Source organism: Oscillibacter sp. ER4 (genome assembly GCF_000765235.1).
Lineage (GTDB): Bacteria > Bacillota > Clostridia > Oscillospirales > Oscillospiraceae > Hominicoprocola > Hominicoprocola fusiformis.
In genome coordinates, this window is sequence record NZ_JPJG01000055.1 from 1 (window position 1) to 25,536 (window position 25,536).

26 protein-coding genes are annotated in these 25,536 nt (G+C 59.7%); 18 read left to right on the top strand and 8 right to left on the bottom strand.

The features are described from left to right. Positions 1–130: 130 nt before the first annotated feature. From NI20_RS0108760 to NI20_RS0108785, 6 genes are all read right to left on the bottom strand, one after another. Positions 131–661 carry an inorganic diphosphatase gene (locus NI20_RS0108760; protein WP_033121032.1) on the bottom strand — a complete coding sequence of 177 codons (531 nt, stop codon included), beginning with the start codon at positions 659–661 and terminating at the stop codon, positions 131–133. Positions 662–738: 77 nt separating this feature from the next. Then, positions 739–2,127, bottom strand: coding sequence for an NADPH-dependent glutamate synthase (gltA, locus tag NI20_RS0108765; RefSeq protein WP_033121033.1), 1,389 nt, complete (start codon positions 2,125–2,127; stop codon positions 739–741). 1 nt (position 2,128) lies between these two features. Beyond that, positions 2,129–2,971: a sulfide/dihydroorotate dehydrogenase-like FAD/NAD-binding protein gene (locus NI20_RS0108770; protein ID WP_033121034.1), complete on the bottom strand. Its 843-nt coding sequence runs from the start codon at positions 2,969–2,971 to the stop codon at positions 2,129–2,131. A gap of 192 nt (positions 2,972–3,163) precedes the next feature. Further along, on the bottom strand, positions 3,164–3,808 hold the full coding sequence (locus NI20_RS0108775; protein ID WP_033121035.1) for a Crp/Fnr family transcriptional regulator: 645 nt from the start codon (positions 3,806–3,808) through the stop codon (positions 3,164–3,166). 153 nt (positions 3,809–3,961) lie between these two features. Continuing rightward, the gene (locus NI20_RS0108780; protein WP_052084544.1) at positions 3,962–4,888 is read right to left on the bottom strand and encodes a selenium metabolism-associated LysR family transcriptional regulator; all 927 of its coding nucleotides are present in this window, start codon (positions 4,886–4,888) and stop codon (positions 3,962–3,964) included. A 178-nt stretch (positions 4,889–5,066) separates the two neighbouring features. Further along, positions 5,067–5,327, bottom strand: a complete 261-nt coding sequence (locus NI20_RS0108785; RefSeq protein WP_033121036.1) for a TIGR03905 family TSCPD domain-containing protein — start codon at positions 5,325–5,327, stop codon at positions 5,067–5,069. Between the two features lie 191 nt (positions 5,328–5,518). On the opposite strand from NI20_RS0108785, the gene NI20_RS0108790 reads away from it, so the two are divergent. From NI20_RS0108790 to NI20_RS14210, 4 genes are all read left to right on the top strand, one after another. After that, the gene (locus NI20_RS0108790; protein WP_033121037.1) at positions 5,519–6,352 is read left to right on the top strand and encodes an undecaprenyl-diphosphate phosphatase; all 834 of its coding nucleotides are present in this window, start codon (positions 5,519–5,521) and stop codon (positions 6,350–6,352) included. Positions 6,353–6,373: 21 nt separating this feature from the next. Next, positions 6,374–9,067 carry a DNA translocase FtsK gene (locus NI20_RS0108795; protein WP_033121038.1) on the top strand — a complete coding sequence of 898 codons (2,694 nt, stop codon included), beginning with the start codon at positions 6,374–6,376 and terminating at the stop codon, positions 9,065–9,067. 119 nt (positions 9,068–9,186) lie between these two features. Further along, entirely contained in the window at positions 9,187–9,627 is a 441-nt protein-coding gene (locus NI20_RS0108800; protein WP_033121067.1) for a cell wall hydrolase, read from the top strand. A 44-nt stretch (positions 9,628–9,671) separates the two neighbouring features. After that, positions 9,672–10,163 (top strand): hypothetical protein, encoded by a 492-nt coding sequence (locus NI20_RS14210; protein WP_052084545.1) that lies wholly within the window; start codon positions 9,672–9,674, stop codon positions 10,161–10,163. A 229-nt stretch (positions 10,164–10,392) separates the two neighbouring features. Here the strand turns inward: NI20_RS14210 and NI20_RS0108810 are convergent, their stop codons facing one another. Further along, the gene (locus tag NI20_RS0108810; RefSeq protein ID WP_033121039.1) at positions 10,393–11,766 is read right to left on the bottom strand and encodes a D-alanyl-D-alanine carboxypeptidase family protein; all 1,374 of its coding nucleotides are present in this window, start codon (positions 11,764–11,766) and stop codon (positions 10,393–10,395) included. 111 nt (positions 11,767–11,877) lie between these two features. On the opposite strand from NI20_RS0108810, the gene NI20_RS16010 reads away from it, so the two are divergent. From NI20_RS16010 to NI20_RS14220, 4 genes are read left to right on the top strand one after another with little or no spacing between them, the layout of a single operon-like run. Further along, positions 11,878–12,288, top strand: a complete 411-nt coding sequence (locus NI20_RS16010; protein ID WP_052084546.1) for a ComEA family DNA-binding protein — start codon at positions 11,878–11,880, stop codon at positions 12,286–12,288. Next, complete coding sequence (locus NI20_RS0108820) at positions 12,269–12,955, top strand: response regulator transcription factor (RefSeq protein WP_369699411.1); 687 nt, start codon at positions 12,269–12,271, stop codon at positions 12,953–12,955. Before NI20_RS16010 ends, NI20_RS0108820 begins: the two co-directional genes overlap by 20 nt. A 41-nt stretch (positions 12,956–12,996) precedes the next feature. Further along, positions 12,997–14,406, top strand: coding sequence for a cell wall metabolism sensor histidine kinase WalK (locus NI20_RS0108825; protein ID WP_033121070.1), 1,410 nt, complete (start codon positions 12,997–12,999; stop codon positions 14,404–14,406). Further along, positions 14,403–15,284 (top strand): GerMN domain-containing protein, encoded by an 882-nt coding sequence (locus NI20_RS14220; protein ID WP_052084547.1) that lies wholly within the window; start codon positions 14,403–14,405, stop codon positions 15,282–15,284. The genes NI20_RS0108825 and NI20_RS14220 overlap by 4 nt, the downstream gene beginning before the upstream one ends. Positions 15,285–15,340: 56 nt before the next feature. Here the strand turns inward: NI20_RS14220 and NI20_RS0108840 are convergent, their stop codons facing one another. After that, entirely contained in the window at positions 15,341–16,279 is a 939-nt protein-coding gene (locus NI20_RS0108840) for an ROK family protein (protein WP_033121043.1), read from the bottom strand. Between the two features lie 268 nt (positions 16,280–16,547). Here NI20_RS0108840 and NI20_RS15075 point away from each other — a divergent pair, with 268 nt between their 5' ends. From NI20_RS15075 to NI20_RS15715, 10 genes are all read left to right on the top strand, one after another. Next, positions 16,548–16,694, top strand: a complete 147-nt coding sequence (locus NI20_RS15075) for a hypothetical protein (protein ID WP_156108599.1) — start codon at positions 16,548–16,550, stop codon at positions 16,692–16,694. A 53-nt stretch (positions 16,695–16,747) separates the two neighbouring features. After that, the gene (locus tag NI20_RS0108845; protein WP_033121044.1) at positions 16,748–17,725 is read left to right on the top strand and encodes a hypothetical protein; all 978 of its coding nucleotides are present in this window, start codon (positions 16,748–16,750) and stop codon (positions 17,723–17,725) included. A 226-nt stretch (positions 17,726–17,951) separates the two neighbouring features. Further along, positions 17,952–18,689, top strand: coding sequence for an ABC transporter ATP-binding protein (locus NI20_RS0108850; protein ID WP_033121045.1), 738 nt, complete (start codon positions 17,952–17,954; stop codon positions 18,687–18,689). Positions 18,690–18,704: 15 nt separating this feature from the next. After that, a complete protein-coding gene (locus NI20_RS14225; protein ID WP_052084548.1) occupies positions 18,705–20,540 on the top strand; it encodes a COG1361 S-layer family protein in 1,836 nt (611 codons plus the stop codon). Next, complete coding sequence (locus NI20_RS0108860; RefSeq protein WP_033121046.1) at positions 20,537–21,925, top strand: ABC transporter permease; 1,389 nt, start codon at positions 20,537–20,539, stop codon at positions 21,923–21,925. Before NI20_RS14225 ends, NI20_RS0108860 begins: the two co-directional genes overlap by 4 nt. A gap of 168 nt (positions 21,926–22,093) precedes the next feature. After that, the gene (locus NI20_RS0108865; protein ID WP_033121047.1) at positions 22,094–22,795 is read left to right on the top strand and encodes a 5-bromo-4-chloroindolyl phosphate hydrolysis family protein; all 702 of its coding nucleotides are present in this window, start codon (positions 22,094–22,096) and stop codon (positions 22,793–22,795) included. 11 nt (positions 22,796–22,806) lie between these two features. Next, positions 22,807–23,076, top strand: coding sequence for a hypothetical protein (locus NI20_RS0108870; protein WP_033121048.1), 270 nt, complete (start codon positions 22,807–22,809; stop codon positions 23,074–23,076). Position 23,077: 1 nt separating this feature from the next. Beyond that, the gene (locus NI20_RS0108875) at positions 23,078–24,241 is read left to right on the top strand and encodes a toxic anion resistance protein (RefSeq protein ID WP_033121049.1); all 1,164 of its coding nucleotides are present in this window, start codon (positions 23,078–23,080) and stop codon (positions 24,239–24,241) included. Between the two features lie 23 nt (positions 24,242–24,264). Further along, complete coding sequence (locus NI20_RS15080; protein ID WP_156108600.1) at positions 24,265–24,549, top strand: hypothetical protein; 285 nt, start codon at positions 24,265–24,267, stop codon at positions 24,547–24,549. After that, positions 24,498–25,307 carry a TPM domain-containing protein gene (locus tag NI20_RS15715; RefSeq protein WP_052084549.1) on the top strand — a complete coding sequence of 270 codons (810 nt, stop codon included), beginning with the start codon at positions 24,498–24,500 and terminating at the stop codon, positions 25,305–25,307. The genes NI20_RS15080 and NI20_RS15715 overlap by 52 nt, the downstream gene beginning before the upstream one ends. The last annotated feature ends 229 nt before the right edge of the window (positions 25,308–25,536 follow it).

Consider the following 25,536-nt stretch of genomic DNA (forward strand, 5'->3'; position numbering starts at 1 on the left):
CTCTACCTGTCCCCAATTCTCGATCTGCACAGCAGCGATCTGGTCAGCTATACCATATCGGATCGTCCTGTGCTCAGCATGGTAACCACCATAGAAAGGGAAAGGCCGTCAGCCTTTCCCTTTTTTTGCTTTAACGGCAATATTTTTCAATATAAGCGTTCTGGCACTTGATGATGATCTTGATGGCTTCCTCGCGGCCGAGGACGTCGCTGACGACGGTCTCCTTGCCCTCCAGGCTCTTGTAGACGCGGAAGAAGTGGCGGATTTCGCTTGCCACATGGTTCGGCAGCTCCGAGATGTCCTGATAGGTGTTGTAGGTCGGATCCTGGAAGGGAATGGCAATGATCTTTTCATCGAGACTGCCGCTGTCCTCCATCGAAATAACGCCGATGGGGTAGCACTCCACGAGGCTCAGCGGGCGGATGCATTCAGAGCAGAGCACCAGAACGTCCAGCGGGTCGCCGTCGTCTGCCCAAGTGCGGGGGATGAAGCCGTAGTTGGCGGGATAGTGAGTCGAGGTGTAGAGAATTCGGTCGAGACGCAGCGCGCCGGTCTCTTTATCCATCTCGTACTTGTTTTTCGAGCCCTTCTCGATCTCGATGACCGCGAAAAAGTCCTCGGGGCGCACGCGCGCCGGTGCAATATCATGCCAAAGATTCATAATAGTTCTCCCTTCGTGAGAAATGGTATTGAGAAAACGCGCAGAAGTACGCTTCTGCGCGCTTTCGCTGACGAAAATTATTTGCTCAGTGCCTCGTCGATGCTCTTCGCGCCGAGCTTGCCGGCGCCCATGGCGAGGATGACGGTGGCAGCACCCGTGACGGCGTCGCCGCCGGCGTAGACGTTCTGATGAGAGGTGAGACCGGCCTCGTTCACGACGATGCCGCCCTTGCGGTTGACCTCAAGACCCGGGGTGGTGTTCTTGATGAGCGGGTTCGGCGTAGTGCCAAGCGACATGATGACGCAGTCGACCGGCAGATCGTGTTCGCTGCCGACCTTTTCGATCGGGCGGCGGCGGCCGGAGGCGTCAGGCTCGCCCAGCTCCATCTCCACGCAGGTCATGGAGGAGACATAGCCCTTCTCATCGCCGTTGATCTTGACGGGGTTATTGAGCGTCTTGAAGACGATGCCCTCTTCGATGGCATGCTCGACCTCCTCGTGACGGGCGGGCAGCTCTTCCATGCCGCGGCGGTAGACGACGTACACGTCCGCGCCCAGGCGCTTGGAGCAGCGCGCGGCGTCCATGGCGACGTTGCCGCCGCCGACGACGGCGACTTTCTTGCCCTGAAGCGGCATGATGGGCGTGTCGGAGCCGTCCTTATAAGCCTTCATCAGGTTGATACGGGTCAGGAACTCGTTGGCGGAGTAAACGCCGCAGAGGTTCTCGCCGGGGATGTGCATGAACATCGGAAGACCCGCGCCGGAGCCGATGAACACGGCCTCGAAGCCGTACTCGCTCATCAACTCGTCGATGGACACGACGCGGCCGATGACCATGTTCGTCTCGACCTTGACACCGAGGGCCTTCAGGCCGTCGACTTCCTTCTGCACGATGGCCTTGGGAAGTCTGAACTCGGGGATGCCGTAGACCAGCACGCCGCCGGCGAGGTGGAGCGCTTCAAACACGGTGACGTCATAGCCATTCTTGGCAAGGTCACCCGCGCAGGTGAGACCGCTGGGGCCGGAACCGATGACCGCGACCTTGTGGCCGTTGGGCGTGGGCTTGGCGGGCGCTTCCTGCACGTTTGCATTGTGCCAGTCGGCGACAAAGCGCTCGAGGCGGCCGATGCCGACAGGCTCGCCCTTGATGCCGCGGATGCACTTCGATTCGCACTGCGTCTCCTGCGGGCAGACGCGGCCGCAGACGGCGGGCAGGGAAGAGGTCTCGTGAATGACCTGATAGGCGCCCTCGTAGTCCTTTTCAGTGATCTTCTTGATGAATTCGGGGATCTTGACCTGCACCGGGCAGCCGGAGACGCAGGGATGGTTCTTGCAGTTTAAGCAGCGGGCTGCTTCGTCGAGCGCCTGCTCCTCGGTATAGCCGAGGGCAACCTCCAGAAAGTTCTTGTTGCGGACGTTGGGCTCCTGCGAGGGCATTTCGTTCTTCTTCAGACTCATGTTAGGCATATTACTGAACCTCCTTGCTGAACAGGTTGCAGGTCTCTTCGTATTTGTGGCGCTCCCAGTCGAAGTACATCTTGCCGCGCTTGAGACTCTCGTCCCAGTCGACCTTGTGACCGTCGAAGTCCGGGCCGTCGACGCAGGCGAACTTCGTCTCGCCGCCGACGGTGAGGCGGCAGCCACCGCACATGCCGGTGCCGTCGACCATGATCGGGCTCATGGAAACGGTGGTGGGGATGCCGTAGGGCTCGGTGGTCTTGGACACGAATTTCATCATGATGGCAGGGCCGATGGCGAAGATCTCGTCATACTGGTTGCCCGCGTCGATGAGCTCCTTGAGCGCATCGGTGACAAGACCCTTCTCGCCGTAAGAGCCGTCGTCCGTCATCAGCTTCAAAACGCTGGACGCCGCGCGGAACTTGTCCTCAAGAATGACGAGGTCCTTATTCTTGAAGCCGACGACCGCGTGGACTTCCGCGCCGCAGTCGTGGAACTTCTTCAAAACGGGGTAAGCGATGGCGCAGCCGACGCCGCCGCCCACGACGCAGACCTTCTTCTTGCCTTCGGTCTCGGTCGGGCGGCCCAGCGGGCCGACAAAGTCCTGAATGTACTCGCCCTCGGCTTTATGTCTGAGCTTTTCGGTGGTGGCGCCGATCGTCTGCACGATGATGGTGACGGTGCCCTTCTCACGGTCGAAGTCGTGGATGGTGATGGGGATACGTTCACCGTTTTCATCGACGCGCAGGATGATGAACTGGCCGGGCTCGGCCTTCTTTGCCACCATCGGCGCCTCGATCTCGTAGAGGGTCACGGTGGGCTTGAGCGCTTCTTTCTTCACGATGCGATACATGAATGATTCTCCTTTTTGTTGAGATTCAGCGCCGTGCCGTCCGGGGAGAACGGCAGGCGGGATTCCTGGACGCAGCGCCGGGAATATGGAATGATGCTATATTTTATATCATGAAAGTTTTCTTGCGTCAATGAATGTCAAAATTCTGACGACGCAGGAAAACTTGCATTTACGAAAAATATTTGCAAAAAACTAAAGCAGCGTCACGCTGCGGCCCTCGGTGCTGATGAGGTCCTCCTCGCGCATCTTGCGCATCTCGCGCATCATGGCGCTGCGGTCGGCGCTGATGTAGTCGGCAAGCATGCTGAGGGAAAACGGCAGGGGGAACGTCCGGCTGCCGTGCTCGTCGGCGAGCTGCTCGAAAAAGCACAGCAGCTTTTCGCGGATGGAGCGGCAGGCGAGCACCTCGATCCGGCGGCTCAGATGCAGAGACTTTTTCGAGAGCAGTTGGAAGAGGTTCGTTACGACCTGACTGTGGCAGGCGCAGGCGTTTTCGCAGCGCTTTGTGATCTGGTCATAGCGCATGAAGATGACGCGGCAGTCCTCGCGGCACTCGATGAGTGCGCTGCCGTCGCGAAAGCCGGTGAATGCCAGCTCCTCGCCAAAGACGCTGCCCTCGTCCATGCTTTCAAGCACGGTGCGGTTGCCGTCGGCGTGCAGGCGCAGAAGCGCCGCGCTGCCCGAGAGCAGCACGCCGATCATGTCCTGCTGCTGCCCGCAGGTGAGGATGGTCTGTCCTGCGCTGAAGCGCTGCTCGTAAGCGCTGAAGCAGCGCAGCATATTTTCGCACGATGCTTCGTCCACGCCTGTAAACAGCGCGGAATCGCGGCAGTCCATCGCTTTCCCTCCCGTAAGGCCTGCTGCTTTACCGGTGCAGCGCAGCCGTTGACCTATTGCATTATCATATACCAGAGAGGGAAAAAAGTAAATGACAATTTCGCGAAAAAATCGGACAAAAAAGCGTGCGATCCCTGTAAAAAAGCATCCGCCTTATTTGGCGGATGCTTTGTCCTTGGTTTTGCGCGCATAGTCGTAAAACACCTGCGCGATGGGCGACAAAATGCTGTTTTTGTGCTTGACGATATAGAGCTGGCGGCGGAAGCGCGAGTCGGGGAAGGGGAAGGCGAGAAGCTTTCCGAACTGAACATAGTCCTGCGCGGCGCTCTGCGCGATGAGACCGACGCCGAGACCCTCGCTGACCATCTGCTTGACGCTCTCGGTCGAGCGGATCTCGACCGCGGTGCGCAGCTGGGCGATGTCGACGCCGAGCTCATTTAAGAGTTCCTTGCCCGCCTGATACGTGCCGCTGCCCTTTTCACGGCTGATGAACGTCTCTTCCTTGAGCTGCTCGATGGGGAAGGGCTTGCCCGCAAAGGCCTGATACTTTTCGGTGTTCGGCGCGATGAGCACCATCGGGTCGTTGGCAAAATCCTGATAGACGCATTTGTGGCTCGCCACCATCGTGCCGCAGAAGCCGATCTCTACGCTGCGCGTGGCGACGAGCTCCACGACCTTGGGACTGTCCTCCATCTGGATATTGAAGGTGATGTCCGGATAGCGGGCGCGGAAGTCCTGCAAAAGGTGCGGCAGATAATACTGGCTGGGCACCGTGGAGGCCGCGATGGAGATCGTACCCTTCATCTCCTGCGAGAAGTTGCGCAGCGCGATGGCCGCGTTCTCGCGCACCTGCAGGATCTCCTTGGCGTATTTGTAGAGGAGCTTGCCCGCGTCGGAGGGGTAGGTCTCCTTCGTGGTGCGGACGATGAGCTTGATATTCAGTTTTCTCTCCAGTGCGGAGACGTGCGAGCTGATGGTCGGCTGCGTCAGGTGCAGCAGCTCCGCGGCGCGGGAAAAGCTGCAGTTTTCCACCACGTAGACGAACGCTTCGAGCTCTTTGATATCCATATCAATGTCCATGAAGTTCCCCCGTCAGACCGGCAAAAGCAAAATGTTTTGCGTTGATAGTGCGTTGAATGCTTATTTTTTAACAGTATACACAGTTTAGCGCCGTTTGTCCAGAGAGGGAAACGGCATTTTGCAGGATTTTATGCATTTTTTGCCCGTGCGATGCACCGCGCGGGCAAAAAATGACGACTTACTGCTTGTCCTGCGCCAGCGCCTCGCCCAGCGCGATGGCGAGCTGATCGGGGCAGGAGGTATTCTTGAAGCCGCAGCGGATGCCGCGCATGCGCGCGATGGCATCCTCGGCCTTCATGCCTTCGACCAGGCGCGAAATGCCCTGAAGGTTGCCGTTGCAGCCGCCGATGACCTCTACGCTCTTGATGGTGTGGTCGTCGTTCAGCTCAATGTGCATTTCCTTGGAGCAAACGCCCTTGGTGCGGTAGTTATAAGTCATTTCTATCTCTCCTTTTCTGATAGTCCGCGCCAATCATAGCACATTCGCCCTGCGTTCGCAAGGGATGCACCGAAAAAGGAAAGAAAAAGAAGATGCGGCAATTCGGGGTGGTATTCCGCGAACAAGCGTGCTATAATTATCCTGTTAGAATATTGCCATTACAGAACAAAACGCAAAAGGAGTTGTTTTTTATGTCAGTTTTGACCGCCGTTGTTCTCGGCCTTGTGCAGGGGATCGCGGAATTTTTACCGATCTCGTCCTCCGGCCATCTCGCCATCGCGGAGCATTTACTAAGCATCCAGGGCGCGAGCAACGTGCCCGACTTTTTCGACGTGCTGCTCCACCTCGGCACGCTCGTGGCGGTGTTTGCCGCTTACTGGGATGATATCCGCGATATGATCGTGGAGTTTTTCACCGGCATCGGCGACCTTGCCCATCATCGCACGCCGAACCCCGTGCCGCCTGCGCGCCGTCTTATCCTGCTCATCATTGTGGGCACGCTGCCGCTTTTCGTCATGGTGCCGTTTCGCCGTTTTTTCACGGAGCTGAGTGATAATATGTACTTTATCGGCGGCGCGCTGATCGTCACGGGCATCCTGCTCTTTGCGAGCGACCGTGTGCGCCATGGCCGCAAGACGGAAAAGACCGCCACGCTGCTCGACGCGCTGCTTGTCGGTATCGGTCAGGCCATCGCGCTGTGCCCGGGAATCTCCCGCTCCGGCATGACGATCACGGCGGGCTGCTTCACGGGCTTTGAGCGCAAGTTTGCCGTGCGCTTTGCATTCCTGCTCTCCATCCCCGCGGTGTTGGGGGCGAACATCCTGACACTCAAAGACGCGATCGACGCGGGCATCGACTTCTCCAGCGTGCCCGTGTACCTCGTCGGTGTCGTCGTCGCGGCGGTGTCGGGCTATGCGAGCATCCGCCTGCTGCGCTATGTTGCCGACAAGGGCCGTTTCGGCGCGTTTGCCTATTACTGCTGGGCCGCCGGCGTGCTGACGCTGGTGCTCACGATCCTGCACTAATTTTTGATTCTGAGGTGAATCATGGCACAACAGAAGAAAAAAACCACCACAACGAAAAAGAAAACGACGGGTTCGTCCCGCTCCTCGTCTTCCGGCAAGCGCACGGCGAAGAAGAATCAAAAGCGCCCCATCCGCCGTGAGGTCGCGGGCGCAATCCTGCTGGTGCTGGCGCTGTGCCTGGGCTTTAGCTATTTCCAGTCGGGGGCGTGGCTGCTCGATCAGCCGGCGAAGCTGTGCCGGTCGCTCTTTGGCTGGGGCTATTACCTCGTCGCGCCCGCACTGCTGCTGGGGAGCTACATTCTGCTCTTCCACCGTGGGCGGAACGTCGCGTCCTGCCTTGTCGGCACGGCGCTGCTGCCGGTCGTGTTCGGCGCGATCATGCACATCGCCCTCTGCAAAGAGAAGTATGTCAACATGGATGGCATCTTGAAGCTTCTGTGGACGAGCGGCAACGCGCTCGAGTCCGGCGGCGCGGTGTCTGCATCGCTTGCGATCATGCTGGTGCTGCTGGTGAAAAAGGTGCTGGCGATGGTCCTGCTCGTTGTGCTGTTCGTCGCATTTTTGATGATGGCGTTCCGTTTGACGCCTGCCGCCGTGATCGAGGCCGTGCGCTCGCACGAGCGCGTGCCCTATGAGCCAGCGGAGGAAGAGGATCTTCCGCCGCAGCACACCCATGCACCGCGCCGCAGTGCGCCGGTCCATACGCCGGACGCCGCCATCGACATTCCGCTCGACGGCGAGGAGCGCGTCATCAAGAAAAATTCCACGGGCGGCTTCTTCCGCAAGAAGTCCGACAATATCAAGAGCCCCGACGAGCTGTTAGCGGGCGGAAGTGCCGCGGAGACAAAGATCGCTGCACCCGTTTCGCCTGCCGCCGCGCCGTCCGCACCCGTTAAGCCTGTGACGGTGGAGGCCGACGATTTCGACCTGCCGCCGTTTGATACAGCGCCGAGCGCGCCCGCGCCGGTCGTCCCGGCACCCGCACCTGTGATGCACACACCGTTTGCCGCGCCCACGCCGAGCGTGCAGAGCGCACCCGTCGCCGCAGCCGCAGCAGCAACGACGGTTCCCGCCGTGCTGACTGACAAGCAGGAGGACAAGCTCCGCCGCGCCGAGGTCGATGCCGCGCGCGAGGAGGTCACGCGCGAGATCGAGGGCAGCGACGCGCAGCCCCAGCCGCCTGCATATCAGTATCCGCCCATCACGCTCTTAAAAGAGGGCAGCGTGACGAACGCCGCTGAGGCGGGCGCGGAGCTGCGCAACAACTCCCGCCGCTTGGCGCAGACACTCACGAGCTTCGGCGTGGACGCCCAGCCGGGCGATGTGGTGCGCGGCCCGTCGGTCACGCGCTATGAGTTCACGCTCAGTCAGGGCGTGAAGCTCTCGAAGATCACAAATTTGCAGGACGATATCGCCCTTGCGCTGGGCGCGAGCGGCGTGCGCATCGCGCCCATCCCCGACAAGATCTCCGTCGTGGGTGTCGAGGTGCCGAACAAGCTTGTTTCGCCCGTCAGCATCCGCACGGTGCTCGAATCCACGGAGTTCACCACCCATCCTTCCACCACGGCCTTCGCCGTCGGCAAGGACATCAGCGGCAAGAACATCGTCGGGAATATCTCGAAGCTTCCGCACGTGCTCATCGCCGGTACGACAGGCTCCGGTAAGTCCGTGTGCACGAACTCGCTGATCGTCTCGATGCTCTATAAGTCAACGCCCGAAGAGGTGCGCTTCATCATGGTCGACCCGAAGATGGTCGAGCTTGCGCCCTACAACGGCATCCCGCACCTGCTCATCCCCGTCGTCACCGACCCGAAAAAGGCTGCAGGTGCGCTGCAATGGGCCGTGTACGAGATGATGAAGCGCTACAAGATGTTCTCCGAGCACAACGTCAAGGACCTTGCCTCCTACAATAAGGTGGCGGAGACGGACGAAACGCTCAAAAAGCTGCCGAGCGTCGTTGTCGTCATCGACGAGCTGGCCGACTTGATGCTCGTCGCGGCGAAGGAGGTCGAAGAGTCGATCTGCCGCGTGGCGCAGATGGGCCGCGCCGCGGGCATGCACCTGGTTATCGCGACGCAGCGTCCGTCCGCGGACGTCATCACGGGCCTGATGAAGGCCAATATCCCGAGCCGCATCGCGTTCGCGGTCGCTTCCGCGATGGAATCGCGCATCATCCTCGACACCGCGGGCGCGGAAAAGCTCGTGGGCCGCGGCGATATGCTCTATGCCCCGCTGGGCGAAGGCAAGCCCAAGCGCGTGCAGGGCTGCTTCATCTCGAGCGAGGAAATTGAGCGCGTGGTCAACTTCGTCAAGGAAAACGGCGAGACGGACTACGACGAATCCGTCATCGACAAGATCAACGCCGCCGTCGCCGAAAAGGAGAAGGGCAGCGCCAAGGGAGGCGGCAATGCCGCGCCTGATCAGAACGCCGCCGACGATGTGGATGAGCTGCTCCCCGCCGCGATCGACGTGGTCATGGAGACGGGTCAGGCGTCCGTCTCGATGCTCCAGCGCCGCTTGAAGCTCGGCTATTCGCGCGCGGCGCGCATCGTCGACGAGATGGAGACGCGCGGCATCGTGGGCCCGTTCGAGGGCTCGAAGCCCCGCCAGCTGCTTATCACGAAAGAGCAGTGGCAGGAGCTCAAGATGAAGGGCGCCTACGGCGCGACGCCGCCGGAAGCGGAAGAGCTTCCGCCGCCGGACGAGGAAAACTGAACAAAGCAAAAGCACCGAAAGCAAAACGGCTTTCGGTGCTTTTTTTGCGTGTCTCGGTTTCCATGCGCACGGGAAGCGCATAGACTGTCGGGGAAGAAGAAATGGGGGAGGAGATCGACATGGCCTATTCCGACAGGGAGCTGCTCGCCCGCCTCATCGAGTGCGAAGCGGGCGGCGAGGGCGAGAATGGGATGAAAGCCGTGGCGAGCGTCGTGATGAACCGTGTGCGCTCGACGGGCGGCGAATACGCGCGCGTGGGGCAGGGCAGTATCCGCAATATCATCTTTCAGCCGGGGCAGTTCGTCTGCGCGAGCGAGACCGAGCGCGGCAGCTACAACCCGCAGAACATCTACAACATGCGCCCGACCGATATCCACTATGAGATCGCGGACTGGGCCATTGCGGGCAACCGGTTGAACGGTCTTGGAACGGCGTTGTGGTTCTTTAACCCGTTTTCGCCGTCCTGCCGCGCGAATTTTCCTTCAAATGTGGGGACGTTCGTCATGCGTATCGGCGACCACTGTTTTTATAACCCCACCGCCGCGTATTACGACACCTGAGAAAAGCAAATCAGCAGCAACGGGAAAGGGAGAGGACGTTTTTTATGATCCAGATGGGAAAAAGCATGCCGTGCCTTTATGAGCAAATGGCCGCCGTGCCCGCGATGGCGAGCACGCAGCAGAGCGGCAACAGCAATAATAGCAGTAATAACAACAGTAATAACAACGCGAGCCAGAGCTATGAGGAAATGCTTGGAGGATCGCCGGGGGCGGGGGGCATGTCGCTCGTGCTGCAGGGCGGCGCGAGCGGGCAGTTCCAGCCCACGCCCGACAAGATCGAAGAGTCGCAGACCGTCGACAAGATGGCCTACAATTCGTGGAAGGGGATGCTCGCGCGCAACATCGGCCGCGCAGTCATCGTGAGCTTCCTCGTCGGTTCGCAGAACACGGTCGTGGCGGTCGGCACGCTACAGGAGGTCGGAAACGACTATATCACGCTGTTCCACCCCGGCCGCAGCGCCTACATCACCGCCGACATCTACTCCATCCGCTTCGTGGAGTTCCCGCAGGGGAACAACGTGATCACACTCAACTAGTGATTTCGAAGAAGCGGCAAAGACACTTCTTCGAGAAAAATCCGCTGCGTTCTGCGCCTCGGTTGTCCGCTTTAAGCGTACAATTCGACGCTTACTCCGCGTAAAGTGTTTTCTGCCACGCGCATGTCGCGGCAGAAAACGAATTAAATTATTTTCGCGTCTGCGGACACGAAACTCTGCGAGGCGTTTATCAAAAAAGGGACGCTTTTTGCGTCCCTTTTTTGATGATTTAGAATCTTCTTCTCCGCCCGCGGTAGCCGCTGTGTGCTGCGCCGCGGCGGCGGTGGCCGTAACGACGGCGGCGGGAGAACATCGTCACATAGACGACGAGCGCGGCGATGAGCAATACCACCGCGATCAGCAAAATGCGGACGAGCGGCTTTGCGAAAAAGTCAGACACCCTGCGCTGTGCCGTCAGGAACCACGAGGCCGATACATCGTTCAGCGCTAAGAGGTCCGTCTCGGCGTAGACCTTACCATTGTAGGAGAGCGTCAGCTTGCCGAGCACGTCGCCCGCGGAAACGGGCGCGTCGACCGTGTCGTTCGTGAGCGTTACGGTGCGCTCGAGCATGTTGGGCTCCACGTTGTCGGGCAGAAGACAGGAGATATCCTCCGCCGCGTGGGTCGAAACGTAGCTCGCCTCGCTCGAAAGCGCGACGGGCACCTCCTGCACAAGGTCGGAGGAGGAGAGAATGTCGCGGAGGACAAAGTTGTCAAAGCCCCAGTCGAACATGCGCGACGTTTCGGAGAAGCTGCGCGTCTGGATGGTCACACCGTCCTCGAGCGTCACGCGCTCTGCGCCCAGCACCACGCTGATCATGTGGCGGCTGCCGCGCAGGGCGGACGAAATGAGGCAGTAGCCCGCCTCGGGTGTCGAGCCGGTCTTGATGCCCTGCGCGTCGCGGTACACATACCCGCGGGCGCGCCAGTTGGAAATGAGAAAGTTCGTCGAATGCAGCTCACGCGGCTTGTCGGTCATGTTCGTGGCGGGCACGGTGTAGCTCTTGGAGTTGCAGATCTCCATGAATTTGTCGTGCTTCATCGCCTCGCGCGTGATGAGGTAGAGGTCCCACGCGGTCGTGTAGTGCTGGGAATTGTGAAGGCCCGTGGCGTTGGCGAAATGCGTGTGCTCGCAGCCGAGCTCCGTCGCACGCTCGTTCATGCGCGCGACAAAGGCGTCGACCGAGCCGTAGAGCGTTTCGCCCAAAATGTTGCACGCCTCGTTCGCCGAGACGATGAGCATGCAGTTGAGCAGCTGCTCGACCGTCATCGTTTCGCCGGGGACGATGTTCGCCGTGCTGCCGTCGCTGGAGAGCCCCTCGAACGCCGATTCCGTCGCAGTGACGGAGTCGGTCAGCGCGATCTTGCCCTCGTCGATGGCCTCAAACACCAGCAGCGCGACCATCACCTTTGTGAGCGACGCGGGGAAGTTCTCCTGATGGGCGTTTTTCTCGTAGAGAATTTCACCCGTGTCGGCCTCGATGAGAAGACCGGCCTTCGCGTCGAGCGTGAAGTCCTCATAGGCGTCGGCGCTCGTCAGTGAAAAGAGCGGGAGCAGGAGCGCAAAGGATAAAAAAAGTGAAAACCAGCGGCGTTTTTTCATGGAAATATACCTCGTTGTATGATACAATCAAATATGGAATACAGTGAAGAGGAGCGCGCCGTTCGGCACGCTTCGACATCAGTATAGCAAAAAAGGCAGGCGAGCGCAACCGTGGAAAAGCAAGAAAAGAAAACCAAAGTCAGCGGCGTCTACCTTGTGCTCGCCGCGCTGACGGTGCTGTTCGCCGCTTCGCTCGTTTTTCTGCACAAAACGACCTACGAGGGCGCCTCGCACGGGAATTACACTGTGACGACGCAGGACAAGACCGACGAGATCACCGCACCCACGCGCGTTGTGACGCTCGTGAACGTCAACACCGCGACGGCGGAGGAGCTTGAAACGCTGACGGGCATCGGCCCGTCGCTCGCGCAGGCGATCATCGACTACCGCGCAGAGCACGGTGATTTTACGGCGGCGGAGGACCTTTTGAAGGTCAAGGGCATCGGAGAGGCGAAGCTCGAGGGCTTCCGCGCGGAGATCACATTCACGGAGAAGGATGGCAATGAAAATTCTGGTGGTTGACGACGAGCAGCTTCTCGTCAAGGGCATGAAATTCAATCTGGAAAACGAGGGCTATACGGTCGAGACCGCCTACGACGGCGCGACCGCCATCGACATGGCGAAAAGCGGCGGGTTCGACCTCATCATTCTCGATCTGATGATGCCGCAGGTGGACGGGCTGACGGCCTGCATGCGCATCCGCGAATTTTCCAATGTGCCGGTCATCATGCTGACCGCCCGCAGCGAGGACGCCGACAAGATCATCGGCCTTGAGTCCGGCGCGGACGACTATATCACAAAGCCGTTCAACATCTTAGAGCTCAAAGCGCGCATCCGCGCGCTGCTGCGCCGCGCAAACGCCGCACCGCAGCAAAAGCAGCCTGAAACGCTCCTGTTGACCGCGGGCGGCATCACGCTCGACCCCGAGCAGCGCGTCGCCGTCAAAAACGGCGAGATCGTCGAGCTCACGGCCAAGGAATACGACCTCATCGAGCTTCTTGTCAAGAATCCGCGCCGCGTTTACTCGCGCGAAAATCTGATGGACCTCGTCTGGGGCTACACCTACGCAGGCGACTACCGCACAGTGGATGTGCACATCCGGCGGCTTCGCGAAAAGCTCGAGGAAAACCCCGCCGCGCCGCAGCACATCCTGACCAAATGGGGCGTGGGGTACTACTTGAAGGACTGATTTCCCACTAAAAGAAAGAGAAGGGGGGCAGCGCCGTGCAGATGCATGCGAGCCTGCAGCGAAAATTCAGCTTCAGCTATATCGCCATCATTCTGGCGGTGCTGATCCTGCTGAACACGTATCCGCTCATCACGTCGGAAAACCTGACGTTCCGCTCTAAGCAGAGTTCGCTGCAGGGCAGCGTCTCGGTGATGGTGACGGCGCTTTCGGGCCTTGAGGAGCTGAGCGAGGAAAATGTCGCGGGTGCGATGACGCTCGTGGAGGAGACGGGCATCTCCCGCGTGCTTGTGACGGACGCCTCGGGCCGCGTGCTGTACGACACGCGCGAGACTGACGGCGCGATCGGCCGCTACGCCTTTTATACAGAGCTTGTGCAGGCGCTGCGGGGGGAGGACGTCTTCTACACCGAATTTTCGGACAAGGCGTTCAAAAGCCGCGCGGCCTCGCCGGTCATCTACCACAGCCAGACCATCGGCGCGGTCTACGCCTATGAATACGACACCGAGCAGGCGGAGCTGCTGTTGTCCTTGCAGCGAAATCTTCTGACCATTTCCGCGGTCGTGCTGGTGTTCGCCGGCGGGATCAGCGTGCTCTTATCCCGCGTGCTGACGCGGCGCTTCGGCGTACTGACCGACGCCATCCGCAAGATGCGCGAGGGCTCATACAGCCACCGCGCCGAGGTCGGCGGGCACGACGAGATCAGCGAGCTCGCCGCCGAGTTCAACGACATGGCCGACCGTTTGCAGACGACGGAGGACGCGCGCCGCCGCTTCGTGTCGGACGCGAGCCATGAGCTCAAAACGCCGCTGGCCGGTATTAGGCTTCTCTCCGACTCCATTTTGCAGACGGAGAACATGGACGCGCAGACCGTGCGCGAATTCGTCGGCGATATCGAGCAGGAGTCCGAGCGCCTGGCGCGCATCACGGAAAATCTGCTGCGCCTGACGCGTCTGGACAGCGGCATGCTGCCCGAGGCGCAGCGCGTCGACCTCTCGTCCGTGATGGCGCACGTGGTACGCATGCTGCGCCTTGTGGCCGAGGAAAAGCAGGTCGACCTCTCGTGTGAAATTCGCCGCGAGGGACAGACCCTTGCGAGCGAGGATGAAATTCACGAGATCATCTACAACCTGACGGAAAACGCCATCAAGTATAACCGCCCCGGCGGCTTTGTGAAGCTGCTGCTCGCGGGGGATGAGAAGGACTGCCTTCTCACCGTCAGCGACAATGGCATCGGCATTCCAGAGGGGGACATGCCCCGCATTTTCGACCGCTTCTACCGCGTGGACAAGATGCGCTCGCGCGCCGCGGGCGGTACAGGCCTTGGCCTTTCCATCGCCGCCGACACGGCGCGCCGCCGCGGCGGCAGCATCGAGGTCCGCGCCCGCGAGGGCGGCGGCACGGTGTTTACCGTGCGCCTGCCGCGCTGCGAAGAGGGAGGGAATGAGACATGAGAAGACGTCTTTCCCTGACTGCGGCATTAGTCCTCCTGCTTTCGCTTCTCTGCGCCTGCGCGGCCCAGCACGCGCAGGAAATGGACGAAAACGGCTACGAGCTCTATTTTCTCAGCGATCCCAACTCCGCGGGCGGCGGCGACGCCATCCGCGCGCAGGAAAAGCGCCTGGTGCTCGACGGCGCGATGGAGACCGAAGACTGTGTCCGCGCGCTGCTGGAGGCGCTGCTCGCAGGGCCCGACGAGCCGTCGCTCTCTTCGCCCATCCCGGAGGGAACGGCGCTCAAGTCGCTCAAGGTGTCGGGCCGCCGCGCGCAGATCGACTTGAGCGCACAGTATGCGCGCCTGACGGGCATCGACCTGTCGCTCGCTGACTACTGCATCACGCTGACGCTGACGCAGCTGCCGAATGTGAACGCTGTGAGCATCACGGCGGACGGGCGCGAGCTGCCGTACCGCGAGACGCAAGTGCTGCTCTCGGCGGATACGCTGCTTTCCTCGCGTGAGAGTGGCCTGCAGCCGATCACCGTGTCGCTTTATTTCCTCGACAGCAAGACGGGCGAGCTGCGCGCCGAGCAGCAGACGCTCGCGCTCTACGAGGGCCAGACGCGCGTGAACGCGCTACTCGAGGCGCTCGCGCAGGGGCCGGAGGACGATTCGCTCGTCTCGCTCCTGCCGGAGGACTTCACGGTCATCTCCTCTCGCATCGAAAACGGCGTGTGCTATCTGAATCTCCCGGCTAACGTCTCGCTGCCGGAGGATGAGGCGGCGCGCGATTTGATGCTGAGCGCGCTCGAGCAGTCCATTTTGTCGCTCGGCGGCGTGGACGAGGTGCAGTTTTTGATCGAAGGCTCGGCCGAGCCCGACGGCTACCGGTAAAAAAGGCCATCCGCAGAAATGCGGAGGGCCTTATCATATCTTGCGCTATTTTACGCTCACTCGCGTGCGAGCATCGCCGCGCCGATCACGCCCGCGCGGTAGCCGAGCGTGCAGAGCTCGATGCGCGTGTGCGAGACGGCATAGCGCGAGCCGAACGAACGCTCGCGCACCCTTTCGCGCAGCGGCAGGAGCAGCGCGTCGCCCTGATTTGCTACGCCGCCCGAGAGGGCCAGCACTTCGGGGAAGAAAATGTTGACAAGATTTGTGAGCCCGCAGGCCAGATGCTCGATGTAGTCCTCCACGACCTGCGCGCCCGCCTCGTCGCCGCGCTCCTTGGCGAGAAACGCTGTGCGGCCGTCGACACCGCCCTGCTCCGCGGCAATCGCGTGCAGCAGGCTCTCGGGGTGCGCGGCCATGGTGCGCTTCGTGTCGCGGATCAGCGCCGTGGCGGAGGAGTAGGCCTCGAAGCAGCCGCGGCTGCCGCAGGTGCACTCTTCGCCGTTTTCCGCGATGACCATGTGGCCGATCTCGCTCGCCGCGCTCGTGTAGCCTGTCAGGAGCTTGCCGCCGAGCACCACGCCGCCGCCGACGCCCGTGCCGAGCGTGACGACGATGGTGCTCTCCGCGCCGCGGCCGCAGCCGAACAGCGCCTCGCCCAGCGCCGCGGCGTTTGCGTCGTTGCCGAGGTGGATGGGAAGCGCAGCGTGCGCGCGCAGCGCGCTTCGCAGGTCGAAGTTCACAAAATTCAGGTTCGCCGCAAAGCGCACGATGCCGCTCGCGTCGTCCACCGTGCCGGGGCAGCCGACGCCCACGCCGCCGACGGTGTCCTCGCCGATAGAGAGCTGCGCGATGACCTGACCGATGCGCCCCGCGACCGCCTCGGGGCCGAGATCGACGCGCGTCGGGATAGAATGCTCCTTTAAGATCTCGCCCTCTGCGCTCACGAGTGCGCCCTTGATGTTCGTGCCGCCGAGGTCGATGCCGATATAGTTCATAAAAACGCCCTCCCGGGTGAAATGTGTCCTCATTGTATGCCGTGTTGGCGGAAAATGCAAGAGCTCGCACGGGGAAGAAAAAAGTTTCTTAAAAAAATCATAAGGGTGAAACTTTTTGAGAAATTTCTCGTCTAAGAGAATGTACGGAACGAAAAAAGCTCCGCATAATCAAGATGGAAAGAAGACGATGAAAGGAGAAATAAAATGAACCGCTGGGGACTAATCTGTTGAGGAGGCGGAGGACGGCTGGAGCGGCAGCGAGATCCGCGTGGCGCACGGCACGCATGTCACTTTCTGGGGCTGCACGCTCTACGCCGACAAGGAGTTGACACGGCCCATCGACGACACGCAGGGCGTCGACACGAGCGGCGAGAGCGCAACGGTCTATATCGTGCCGCTGGAAGAAAACCGTTAAAAAGAATTTGAAACGCGGGCGTAAGTCTGCACCCAAATAAGGAGGAAACCAAGGTGAAAAACTGGAAGAAAGCAGGCATTGGCGCGCTTTGCGTGATGAGTCTGCTCGCGGGCTGCGGCATGCAGGGCGGAGATACGAACAACAACGACAGCAATACTGACGAGTCCAAGGAGATCACACTTGAGCAGGTGCGCGTGGACAACATTCCCGAAAAGCTGCTCGAAGATCACGAGGCCGTGACCGTGAGCATTCAAGGCACCGATCAGGATGGCAGAGAGACCTACACCGCCAAGGTGCAGTACACGCGCGATGATAAGGGGAACCTGCTGCTGGCCTCGCACTACAGCTACACCGCCGACAGCCCCGTGGGCGAGGATGAATTCTTCGCTCAGGCCTGCCTGTCGATCGAGGGAAACGGCGTGTATCTCAGCAAAATGGAAAGCGACGGCCGCCTGAATATGAACTGCTATCCGAGCGGCGAGTATGAGAGCTACATTCAGGAGATGCTGCCCTCCTGCGGCGAACTGCAGGACGACGGCTCGGTCGAGACCATCGACGATCAGAGCGAGCAGGACGGCGCAGTGGTGATCTCGACGACCACGACCTACAGCGACATGCCGGACTACTACTTTACGACCCTCTACTATGTCGACCCCGCGACGGGCGAGCTTCTTGCCAAGTCCGTGACAGATTACAGCAAGGATGAGAGCGGTGAGGCATCCGTCCTCGGCACGACGCTCTATGATTGGAGCTATGGCGAGTCCTATCTGCCGGACAAGGAGCTGGCGGCCGAGGCCTTCAACAGCGATGAGGTCTGCGCGCTGACGCTCGTCTATAACCCCAGCGCGGCGGATGAGGAGACGCAGGAGATCTCCATCAAGCGCGGCACTTATGTCACGTTTGTGAGCAGCACCGGCAATCTTCTCTATGCGGACGCGGCGCTGACGCAGCCCATCGACGACACCGTGTCCATCGACACAAATGGCGAAGAGATGACGGTCTACGTCGTACCCGACGTGCCGCTGAACTAAAACGGCATGAACTTAAAAAAAGGCGGACTTCAAAAAAGTCCGCCTTTTTTTCAAAAAGGATGAAACATTTTTCGATAAATTCCGTCTAAATAATACAGGAAAGAGGCTCGGCGCGAGAATTAAGGAACTCTTAAATAATTTGTAACCAAATCGCGCCTGATTGTAACGACTTCCTCATAAGATGAGATTATAATGGATCCAAGATTAAAATTGAGGAGAATCTGCGATGGCAAATGACCAGAAGCCCATCATTTCGGTGCGAAAGCTCCGAAAGGTGTACATGATGGGGCAGGAGCACGTGGTCGCACTGCACAATATTGACCTCGACATCCCGCGGGGCGAGGTGTGCTGTATTTTCGGCACGTCCGGCAGCGGCAAATCGACGCTGCTCAACCAGTTAGCGGGACTCGAAAAGCCCACGCGCGGCGTGGTGCGCATCGGCGGCGTGCCGATCTCACAGCTCAACGAAAACCAGCTCGCCGCCTTCCGGCAGAAGCACATCGGATTTGTCTTCCAGTCCTACAACCTGCTGCCGGAGCTGACGGCGGCGGAAAACGTGGCCATGCCGCTGATGTTCAAGGGCATCGACCCGGATGTGCGGCTGCTGGAGGCAAAGAAAATGCTCTGCCGCGTGGGACTGAAGGACCGCATGGACCACTTTCCGAACCAGATGTCCGGCGGACAGCAGCAGCGCGTGGGCATTGCACGCGCGTTCGTCACGCACCCCGAGGTCGTGTTCGCCGACGAGCCGACCGGCAACCTCGACTCGAAGACAACGAAAGAGGTCATGCACATGATCCGTGGCTTTGCCAAGCGCTTCCACCAGACGATCGTGCTCGTCTCTCACGATCCGGAGATGACCGAGTATGCCGACCGCATCGTCACGCTCATCGACGGCAGGATCGTCAGCAACGTAGAAAATCAGGTCAAGGCGGAGATCGACGCCGCACCTTACATCGAATAACGGAGGAAATCAAACATGAAACGCATTTCAAGATCCCTGCTCTCGCTCTGCCTTGCCTTTGTGCTGTGCGCGGCGCTGCTGCCGAATGTGAATGTGGTGAATGCTGCCGGTGAGGGAGACGGCAGCAGTGGCGGAGCCTTTATGGTCACAGGTTACGATGTCAGTTCGTCGAGCATCACAACGGGCGACAGTGTGGATATCACGCTTTACCTTTACTGCACAGCAAACGGCACCGACGGCAATTCAATTCGAGTGATTCGCAATATCGACAGCTTCCAGGGCGACAGCACCTATTATGCGTCAGCCTCGTCGAGTGGCGATGGTACGACCTATACTGTTAAGCTCAGAAACCTTACTTATACGGGTGCGAGCGAAAAGCAGCTTTCGTTTACGATTTACTATAATGATGCATCCGGTAACGGTCACTATCAGAACGAGAACCTACAGATTCGCGAGTGCGTGCCCTACACCGAGCCGACGCCCGATCCCGAGCCGACGCCGGAAACGATTCCCGAGCCGCGCGCCGTTTTCAACTCTGACGGTATGTCCACGGCCATCGCCGCGGGCCAGACGAAGACCATCACCGTCTACATCCAGAACGCCGGCACGACCGCCATGCGTGACCCCATCCTGACGCTCAAATCCTCCGGCTCGCTTCTTATCATGGGCAGTCAGGACTACATGCTCGACGATATCCGCGCGGGCCGCGACACGGCTGTCACCGTGACGGTCAAGGCGCTCGACAAGATCGAATCCCAGATGCAGACGATTGACGCCACGCTGTCGTTCTACTACGACAATGGCACGCAGCTCACCGGCGGCAGCGCCAGCGGCAGCGTGAACGTTCTCTCCACCGTCACCAAGGATACGAAGGACGAAGACCCTATCGCGAGCCCCACGCCCATTGTCATCCTCTCGAAGTACAACTATGGCGGTTCGTCCGTCGCGGCAGGCTCGAGTACGAACGTGAGCTTCTCGTTCACGAACACCAGCAAGACCATCAAGATCGAAAACGTCATGGTCACCGTCACCGGCGGACAGGACCTGATGCTCAACGGCTCGACGAACACGTTCTACTTTGAATCCGTCGCCGCGAGCGGCAGCAAGACCGTCACCGTGCCGATGAAGGCCGCGCAGCTCATCAGCGCCAGCGCGCAGGACGTCAAGATCGACGTGACCTATGAATACGTCGACCAGAACGCAAGAAAGTCGGGCAACGCCACGCTGTCGCTGAGCGTTCCTCTTTACCAGCCCGACCGCTTTGAAATGAGCGAGCCTACAAGCTCCTACACCGGCTATGTCGGCGAGGAAACGAGCCTGACCATCGACTATGTCAACAAGGGCAAGAGCGCCATCAACAACGTTGAGGCGACCATCTCCGGCGATATCGACACGCCGACGGCCTATCAGCGCGTCGGCACGATCGACGGCGGCAAGAACGGCACCATCGCTTTTGCCGTGACCCCGCAGCTGGAGGGCGAGAATCAGGTCAAGATCGTCATTACCTACGAGGATTCCAACGGCAACACGAAAGAGCGCGTATTTGAAGCCACGGTCGAAGCCATGGCCTACGAGCCCATCGACCCCGTCGACCCTGACGAGCCTATCGATCCCGAGCCGACGAGCACCTTCCCGTGGAAGTACGTCATCATCGCGCTCGTCGTCATCGCCGTCATCGCGCTGATCGTGCTCCGCATCCGCAAGAAGAAAGCCAAGCAGAAGGCCGAGCAGGCGCTGTGGGACAAGTGGGACGAAGAGGAGCTCGCCGAGGAGAAGCAGGAGGCAGCGGAAGCCGCGGCGGCTGAAAGCAAAGAAACTGCGGCCACGGGTGCTGAGGAGCAGAAAAAATGAGATTCGCAGACATCCTGAAAATGTGCTTCGACAGCCTGTCACGGCGCAAAGGACGCACGATCCTGACGGTGCTGGGCGTGTTCATTGGCTGCACGTCCATCATCGTGATGGTCTCCATCGGCGCGGGCATGCAGGAGTCCTACGACCAGATGCTCAAAAATATGGGCGACCTCTCCATCATCGAGGTCTACCGCGGCTACAACCAGAGCACCGGCACGCAGACGGAGAGCAAGCTTGACGACAAGGCGGTCGAGAGCTTCCACGAGATCGCGGGCGTCAAGGCCGTCATGCCCAAGGCAAGTCTCGACGGATATAATGTAGGCTTCAAGGCTGGCGTCAACGGCCGCTACACGGCCGACTGGGTCAATTTTGCCGGCATTGACTCGAGCGCCCTTGAGGACATGGGCTTTGAGCTGATGGACGGGCGGTATCCCGAAAACAGCGACGAGGTGATCGTGGGCCAGTATTTTGCCTATAACTTCACCGATACGCTGATGCCGGACGGGCGAAACTATGTGGACCGTTACGTCTGGGATGAGAACGGAAATATTGATACCGAAAATGTTCCCGACCCGTTTTTCGACCCGCTCAAGACGAGCATCACCATGGTACTCACACCGTATGACGACGGTACGGGCACCGAGCCCACGCCTTACGAGGTCGAGCTAAAGGTCGTCGGTGTGCTGAAGGAGGACCAGGGAAAGGGCTATGAGACGAGCGACGGCGTGATGATGGACATCAATGCGCTCAAAGCTCTTATTCAGGACCTGACCGGCAAGACCGACACGAAGTTCGAGTATTCAAGCATCAACGTCAAGGCTGAGAGCCTCGACGCCGTGTCGGATGTGGAGCAGTCCATCAAGGACTTGGGCTACAGTACGTATTCTATGCAGAGCATGCGCGACGAGCTCAACAAGCAGACCCGCCAGATCGAGTTGATGCTCGGTGGCCTCGGTGCGATCTCGCTTCTGGTCGCGGCCATCGGCATCACGAACACGATGATCATGTCCATCTCCGAGCGCACGAAGGAGATCGGCATTATGAAGGCGCTCGGCTGCTATGTGCGCGATATCCGCGCGATGTTCCTCATGGAGGCGGGCAGCATCGGCCTTCTCGGCGGCATTTTGGGGCTTATTTTCAGCTTCATCATATCCGTCATCATCAATCTGTTCTCGTTCGGCGCGTTCGGCGGCGGGGGCGTCACGTGGGAGCTTATCAAGCAGGCGCTCATCGGCGGCGAAGGCGTGGTGCGCACGTCCGTCATCAAGCCGGAGCTTGTGATTTTCGCGCTGGTGTTCTCGGTGCTGATCGGACTGGTGTCCGGCTATCAGCCCGCGAACAAGGCGGTCAAGATCTCGGCGCTCGAAGCCATCCGAAACGAATAAGAAAAACGCAGTATTTTGCAAGAAGGCGGCGTCCTGGACCGGACGCCGCCTTCTTTTGTAAAAAGTGCGATATTGCAATGTTTCAAGCGCTTGCTTTGCTTGACCGCGCTGATGCGATGTGATATCATATATCAGTCAAAATATTTATGAAAACAGGAGGCGATCGCCTTGGCAACCGTCAAACGCAGATCCACCGTTCCCTATTATGCCGCGGCGGGAACATGGGTCATTTATGCGCTGCTGTTCCCGCTCTACCGCGTACCGCATTTCCTCTTTGTGGCGGTCGTGTCGGGGGTGGTGTTCTTCATTATGAACGCCGTGTGCGGCACGGTCGAGGTCACTGTGCCTGACCCGCCGAAAAAGGAGGAGACCACCGGGAATCCGGAGCTTGACGAGATGATCCGGGACGGCAATCTTGCCATCTCCGAGATGAAGCGTCTGAAAGATTCCATCAAGGACGCGAAGATCTCTGCCGACATCGACCGGCTCGAGGATTTGAGCGCGAAGATCTTCGCGCAGGTCAAGGCAGACCCCAAAAAGCTGCCGCAGATCCGCAAATTTATGGACTACTATCTGCCCACCACGCTCAAGCTCCTGAATGCCTATGACCGCATGGGCGCGCAGGGTGTGAACGGTGAGAATATCGATAACACCATGCAGCGTGTGGAGAGCATGATGAGTACCATCGTCGCCGCCTTTGAAAAGCAGCTCGATATGCTCTTCGGCAGCGAGGCGATGGATATTTCCACCGACATCACGGTGCTTGAAAACATGATGAAGCGCGAGGGGCTCAGTGAGGACGACGGTGAGCTGCATGCCGAGTCCGGCACGGCGACGGCCTCGCAGGACGACATCAAGCTCGAGCTATAAAGGAGTAAGCGATGCGAAAGAAAGTGATGGCGTTCAACGCCAAGGTGAACGCATGGATCATGAAGCGCCTCAAGGGCGTGTGGCTCGACCCGATCTTCTGTGCAATCTTTGCCATCATGTGTGTGGCAAGCATCATCGGCGCGCTGCATCTGCACAGGGATACGCTTTACTATTCCGCGCTGATTTGGGCGTTGGCCACGCTGCTGTGCCTGCGCCGCATCCAGCGCATCAAAAAGCACGAAAAAGAACAAACTCAAAGCCAAAATACGGAGGAGAAATGATATGAGCGACAACATGATGCCCGAGCTGACCCTGAACCCCACCGAAGCGGCGCAGGAGGCCGTTCCCGAGCTGACGCTCACGCCCGAAGCGCCCGCTGCGCCCGAGGCGGAGAAAAAGGAAGTCGAGCCCGTCAAGGTCGATGAGAGCATGCTCACCGAGCAGGAGAAGAAAGCTGTCAACGATTTTGCGAAAAAGATCGACATCACGGATACGAACCTCGTGCTCAACTACGGCGTGGCCGCGCAGAAGAGCGTTGCGACGTTCTCGGAAAATGCACTGTCCTCCGTGCGCAACAAGGACCTGGGCGAAGTGGGCGAGACGCTCTCGAACCTCGTCGTCGAGGTCAAGGGCTTCGGTCAGGAGGAGAAGAAGGGCTTCGCAGGCCTGTTCCACAAGCAGAAGGATAAGCTCGAGCTGATGCGCGCGCAGTACGGCAAGGCCGAGACGAGCGTGAACCGCATTGTTTCTGAGCTTGAAAAGCATCAGGTCACGCTGATGAAGGACATCGCGATGCTCGACCAGATGTATGAGCTGAACCTCAAGTACTACAAAGAACTGACCATGTATATCATCGCGGGCAAAAAGCGTCTGGCCGAGGTCCGCTCCGGCGAGCTCGAGGAGCTGCGCAAAAAGGCGGAGGCCAGCGGCCTTGCCGAGGATGCGCAGGCATACAACGACTACGCGCAGAAGTGCGAGCGCTTTGAAAAGAAGCTGCATGACTTGGAGCTCACGCGCATGGTCTCGCTCCAAATGGGCCCGCAGACGAGACTTCTCCAGAACAACGACACGCTGATGGTCGAAAAGATCCAGTCCTCGCTCGTCAATACCATCCCCCTCTGGAAGAGCCAGATGGTGCTCGCGCTCGGCATGGAGCACAGCCGTCAGGCCACGGCCGCACAGAGCGCCGTGACGGAGACGACGAACGAGCTGCTCAAGAAGAACGCCGACATGCTCAAGATGGGCACCATCGCCACGGCCAAGGAGGCCGAGCGCAGCATCGTCGATATCGAGACGCTGCAGCACACGAACGAGCAGCTCGTCTCCACGCTCGACGAAGTCGTGAACATTCAGCGCGAGGGTGCGCAGAAGCGCAAGGAAGCGGAGGTCGAGCTCGGCCGCATCGAAGGCGAGCTGAAGCAGAAGCTCATGGAGCTGAGAAGCTGAGACGCTCCGGATAGGAGAAACACATGAAATTCTTTCAAAAACGCGGTGTCGCCATCGTCGTGCTGATTCTGGCGATCGTCGCATCCAGTGCGTGGGGACTGCACAAGGCGCCCGCCGTCTCTACGCCGGAGGGCGGGGAAAAGCTCGATCCCTCACTTTCTGCGGCGGCCTTTACGCAGTATGTGCGCGATGATGCGGTGTTCTTTCCGACAAGACTGAGGAGGCTATCGGCCTCTACAACGCCAACTGGGACAAGATGTTCGGCAGCATCATGGCTGTCGTCACGACCGAATCCGCAAACGACATAGAGAATGCGGCGTATGATTACGCCATCGAGATGCAGCTTGCGGAAAATGATGCGATCCTGGTCATCGCAAAACAGCAGCAGGACTACTACCTGCTTGCCAGCGGCGATTTTTACGACCTGCTCAGCGGCCTTTCGCAGAGCTTTGTTGCCTCCTGCATGGCGGATAACGTGCAGAAGGGCGATTATGACGCGGCGGTGTGCTCGCTTTGCGCCGCGCTCCATGTGGAGCTGAGCCAGCAGTATCAGCAGAGCGAGGCGGCGCTGGACGAGGCGGCCAACGGTGTGATGTTCATCATGATCCTCATCATATTCTTTGTCCTCTGGATCATGCTTGACGGCATGCGTTATCGCCGCTATCGCCGCCGCTACATGATGCCCGGCATGGGCGTGCCGACGGTGATGTATCACCCCATCTTCTGGGGACGCCGTCCTCCGCGCGGCCCGCGTCCGCCCCGTTCGGGCGGCCCCCGTCCTCCACAGGGCGGCCCCAGACCGCCGCGCAGCGGCGGCTCCTCCGGCGGTAATCGCCGCCCGCCCCAGCAGCCGAGACGGCCTTCCGGTTCCTCGGGTAGCAGCTTTGGCGGGTTTGGCAGCAGCGGCCGCGGCGGCAGCTTTGGCAGCGGAAACTTCGGCGGATTTGGCGGCAGCAGCCGTGGCGGCGGATTCGGCGGTGGCGGCAGCCGCGGCGGTGGCTTCGGTGGAGGTCGCAGCGGCGGATTTGGCGGTGGCCGCGGAGGCGGCTTCGGCGGAAGACGCTGAAAAGCCAAAACCCCTGACACAAAACGAAAAGCACGTCTGCTTGGCAGGCGTGCTTTTTCTTACTTTGATTGCGGCCTGAAAGGCGATGACAGACAGGCTCGCACAGCATTGTAGATTTTCCGAGGAATACAATGCTGCTTATCGGATCTTCTCAAGTGCAACAGTGGGATCGCAGAGGAAAGCCTCACTCCGGCACTGCCCAGGCCAAACGACCACAATTTTAATATCC

What these genes read in the sequence shown, in the direction of transcription:
- NI20_RS0108760 (WP_033121032.1), bottom strand. Translation starts at nt 661, where the DNA reads ATGAATCTTTGGCATGATATTGCACCGGCGCGCGTGCGCCCCGAGGAC.
- NI20_RS0108840 (WP_033121043.1), bottom strand. Translation starts at nt 16,279, where the DNA reads ATGAACTATATCGGCATCGACCTCGGCGGCACGAACATCAAGGGCGCA.
- NI20_RS0108820 (WP_369699411.1), top strand. Translation starts at nt 12,269, where the DNA reads ATGAAAATTCTGGTGGTTGACGACGAGCAGCTTCTCGTCAAGGGCATG.
- NI20_RS0108770 (WP_033121034.1), bottom strand. Translation starts at nt 2,971, where the DNA reads ATGTATCGCATCGTGAAGAAAGAAGCGCTCAAGCCCACCGTGACCCTC.
- NI20_RS0108825 (WP_033121070.1), top strand. Translation starts at nt 12,997, where the DNA reads ATGCATGCGAGCCTGCAGCGAAAATTCAGCTTCAGCTATATCGCCATC.
- NI20_RS15715 (WP_052084549.1), top strand. Translation starts at nt 24,498, where the DNA reads ATGTTCGGCAGCATCATGGCTGTCGTCACGACCGAATCCGCAAACGAC.
- gltA (WP_033121033.1), bottom strand. Translation starts at nt 2,127, where the DNA reads ATGCCTAACATGAGTCTGAAGAAGAACGAAATGCCCTCGCAGGAGCCC.
- NI20_RS0108870 (WP_033121048.1), top strand. Translation starts at nt 22,807, where the DNA reads ATGCGAAAGAAAGTGATGGCGTTCAACGCCAAGGTGAACGCATGGATC.
- NI20_RS0108860 (WP_033121046.1), top strand. Translation starts at nt 20,537, where the DNA reads ATGAGATTCGCAGACATCCTGAAAATGTGCTTCGACAGCCTGTCACGG.
- NI20_RS0108780 (WP_052084544.1), bottom strand. Translation starts at nt 4,888, where the DNA reads ATGGACATTGATATGGATATCAAAGAGCTCGAAGCGTTCGTCTACGTG.
- NI20_RS0108790 (WP_033121037.1), top strand. Translation starts at nt 5,519, where the DNA reads ATGTCAGTTTTGACCGCCGTTGTTCTCGGCCTTGTGCAGGGGATCGCG.
- NI20_RS14210 (WP_052084545.1), top strand. Translation starts at nt 9,672, where the DNA reads ATGATCCAGATGGGAAAAAGCATGCCGTGCCTTTATGAGCAAATGGCC.
- NI20_RS0108785 (WP_033121036.1), bottom strand. Translation starts at nt 5,327, where the DNA reads ATGACTTATAACTACCGCACCAAGGGCGTTTGCTCCAAGGAAATGCAC.
- NI20_RS0108875 (WP_033121049.1), top strand. Translation starts at nt 23,078, where the DNA reads ATGAGCGACAACATGATGCCCGAGCTGACCCTGAACCCCACCGAAGCG.
- NI20_RS14220 (WP_052084547.1), top strand. Translation starts at nt 14,403, where the DNA reads ATGAGAAGACGTCTTTCCCTGACTGCGGCATTAGTCCTCCTGCTTTCG.
- NI20_RS14225 (WP_052084548.1), top strand. Translation starts at nt 18,705, where the DNA reads ATGAAACGCATTTCAAGATCCCTGCTCTCGCTCTGCCTTGCCTTTGTG.
- NI20_RS0108850 (WP_033121045.1), top strand. Translation starts at nt 17,952, where the DNA reads ATGGCAAATGACCAGAAGCCCATCATTTCGGTGCGAAAGCTCCGAAAG.
- NI20_RS0108810 (WP_033121039.1), bottom strand. Translation starts at nt 11,766, where the DNA reads ATGAAAAAACGCCGCTGGTTTTCACTTTTTTTATCCTTTGCGCTCCTG.
- NI20_RS15080 (WP_156108600.1), top strand. Translation starts at nt 24,265, where the DNA reads ATGAAATTCTTTCAAAAACGCGGTGTCGCCATCGTCGTGCTGATTCTG.
- NI20_RS0108800 (WP_033121067.1), top strand. Translation starts at nt 9,187, where the DNA reads ATGGCCTATTCCGACAGGGAGCTGCTCGCCCGCCTCATCGAGTGCGAA.
- NI20_RS0108775 (WP_033121035.1), bottom strand. Translation starts at nt 3,808, where the DNA reads ATGGACTGCCGCGATTCCGCGCTGTTTACAGGCGTGGACGAAGCATCG.
- NI20_RS0108795 (WP_033121038.1), top strand. Translation starts at nt 6,374, where the DNA reads ATGGCACAACAGAAGAAAAAAACCACCACAACGAAAAAGAAAACGACG.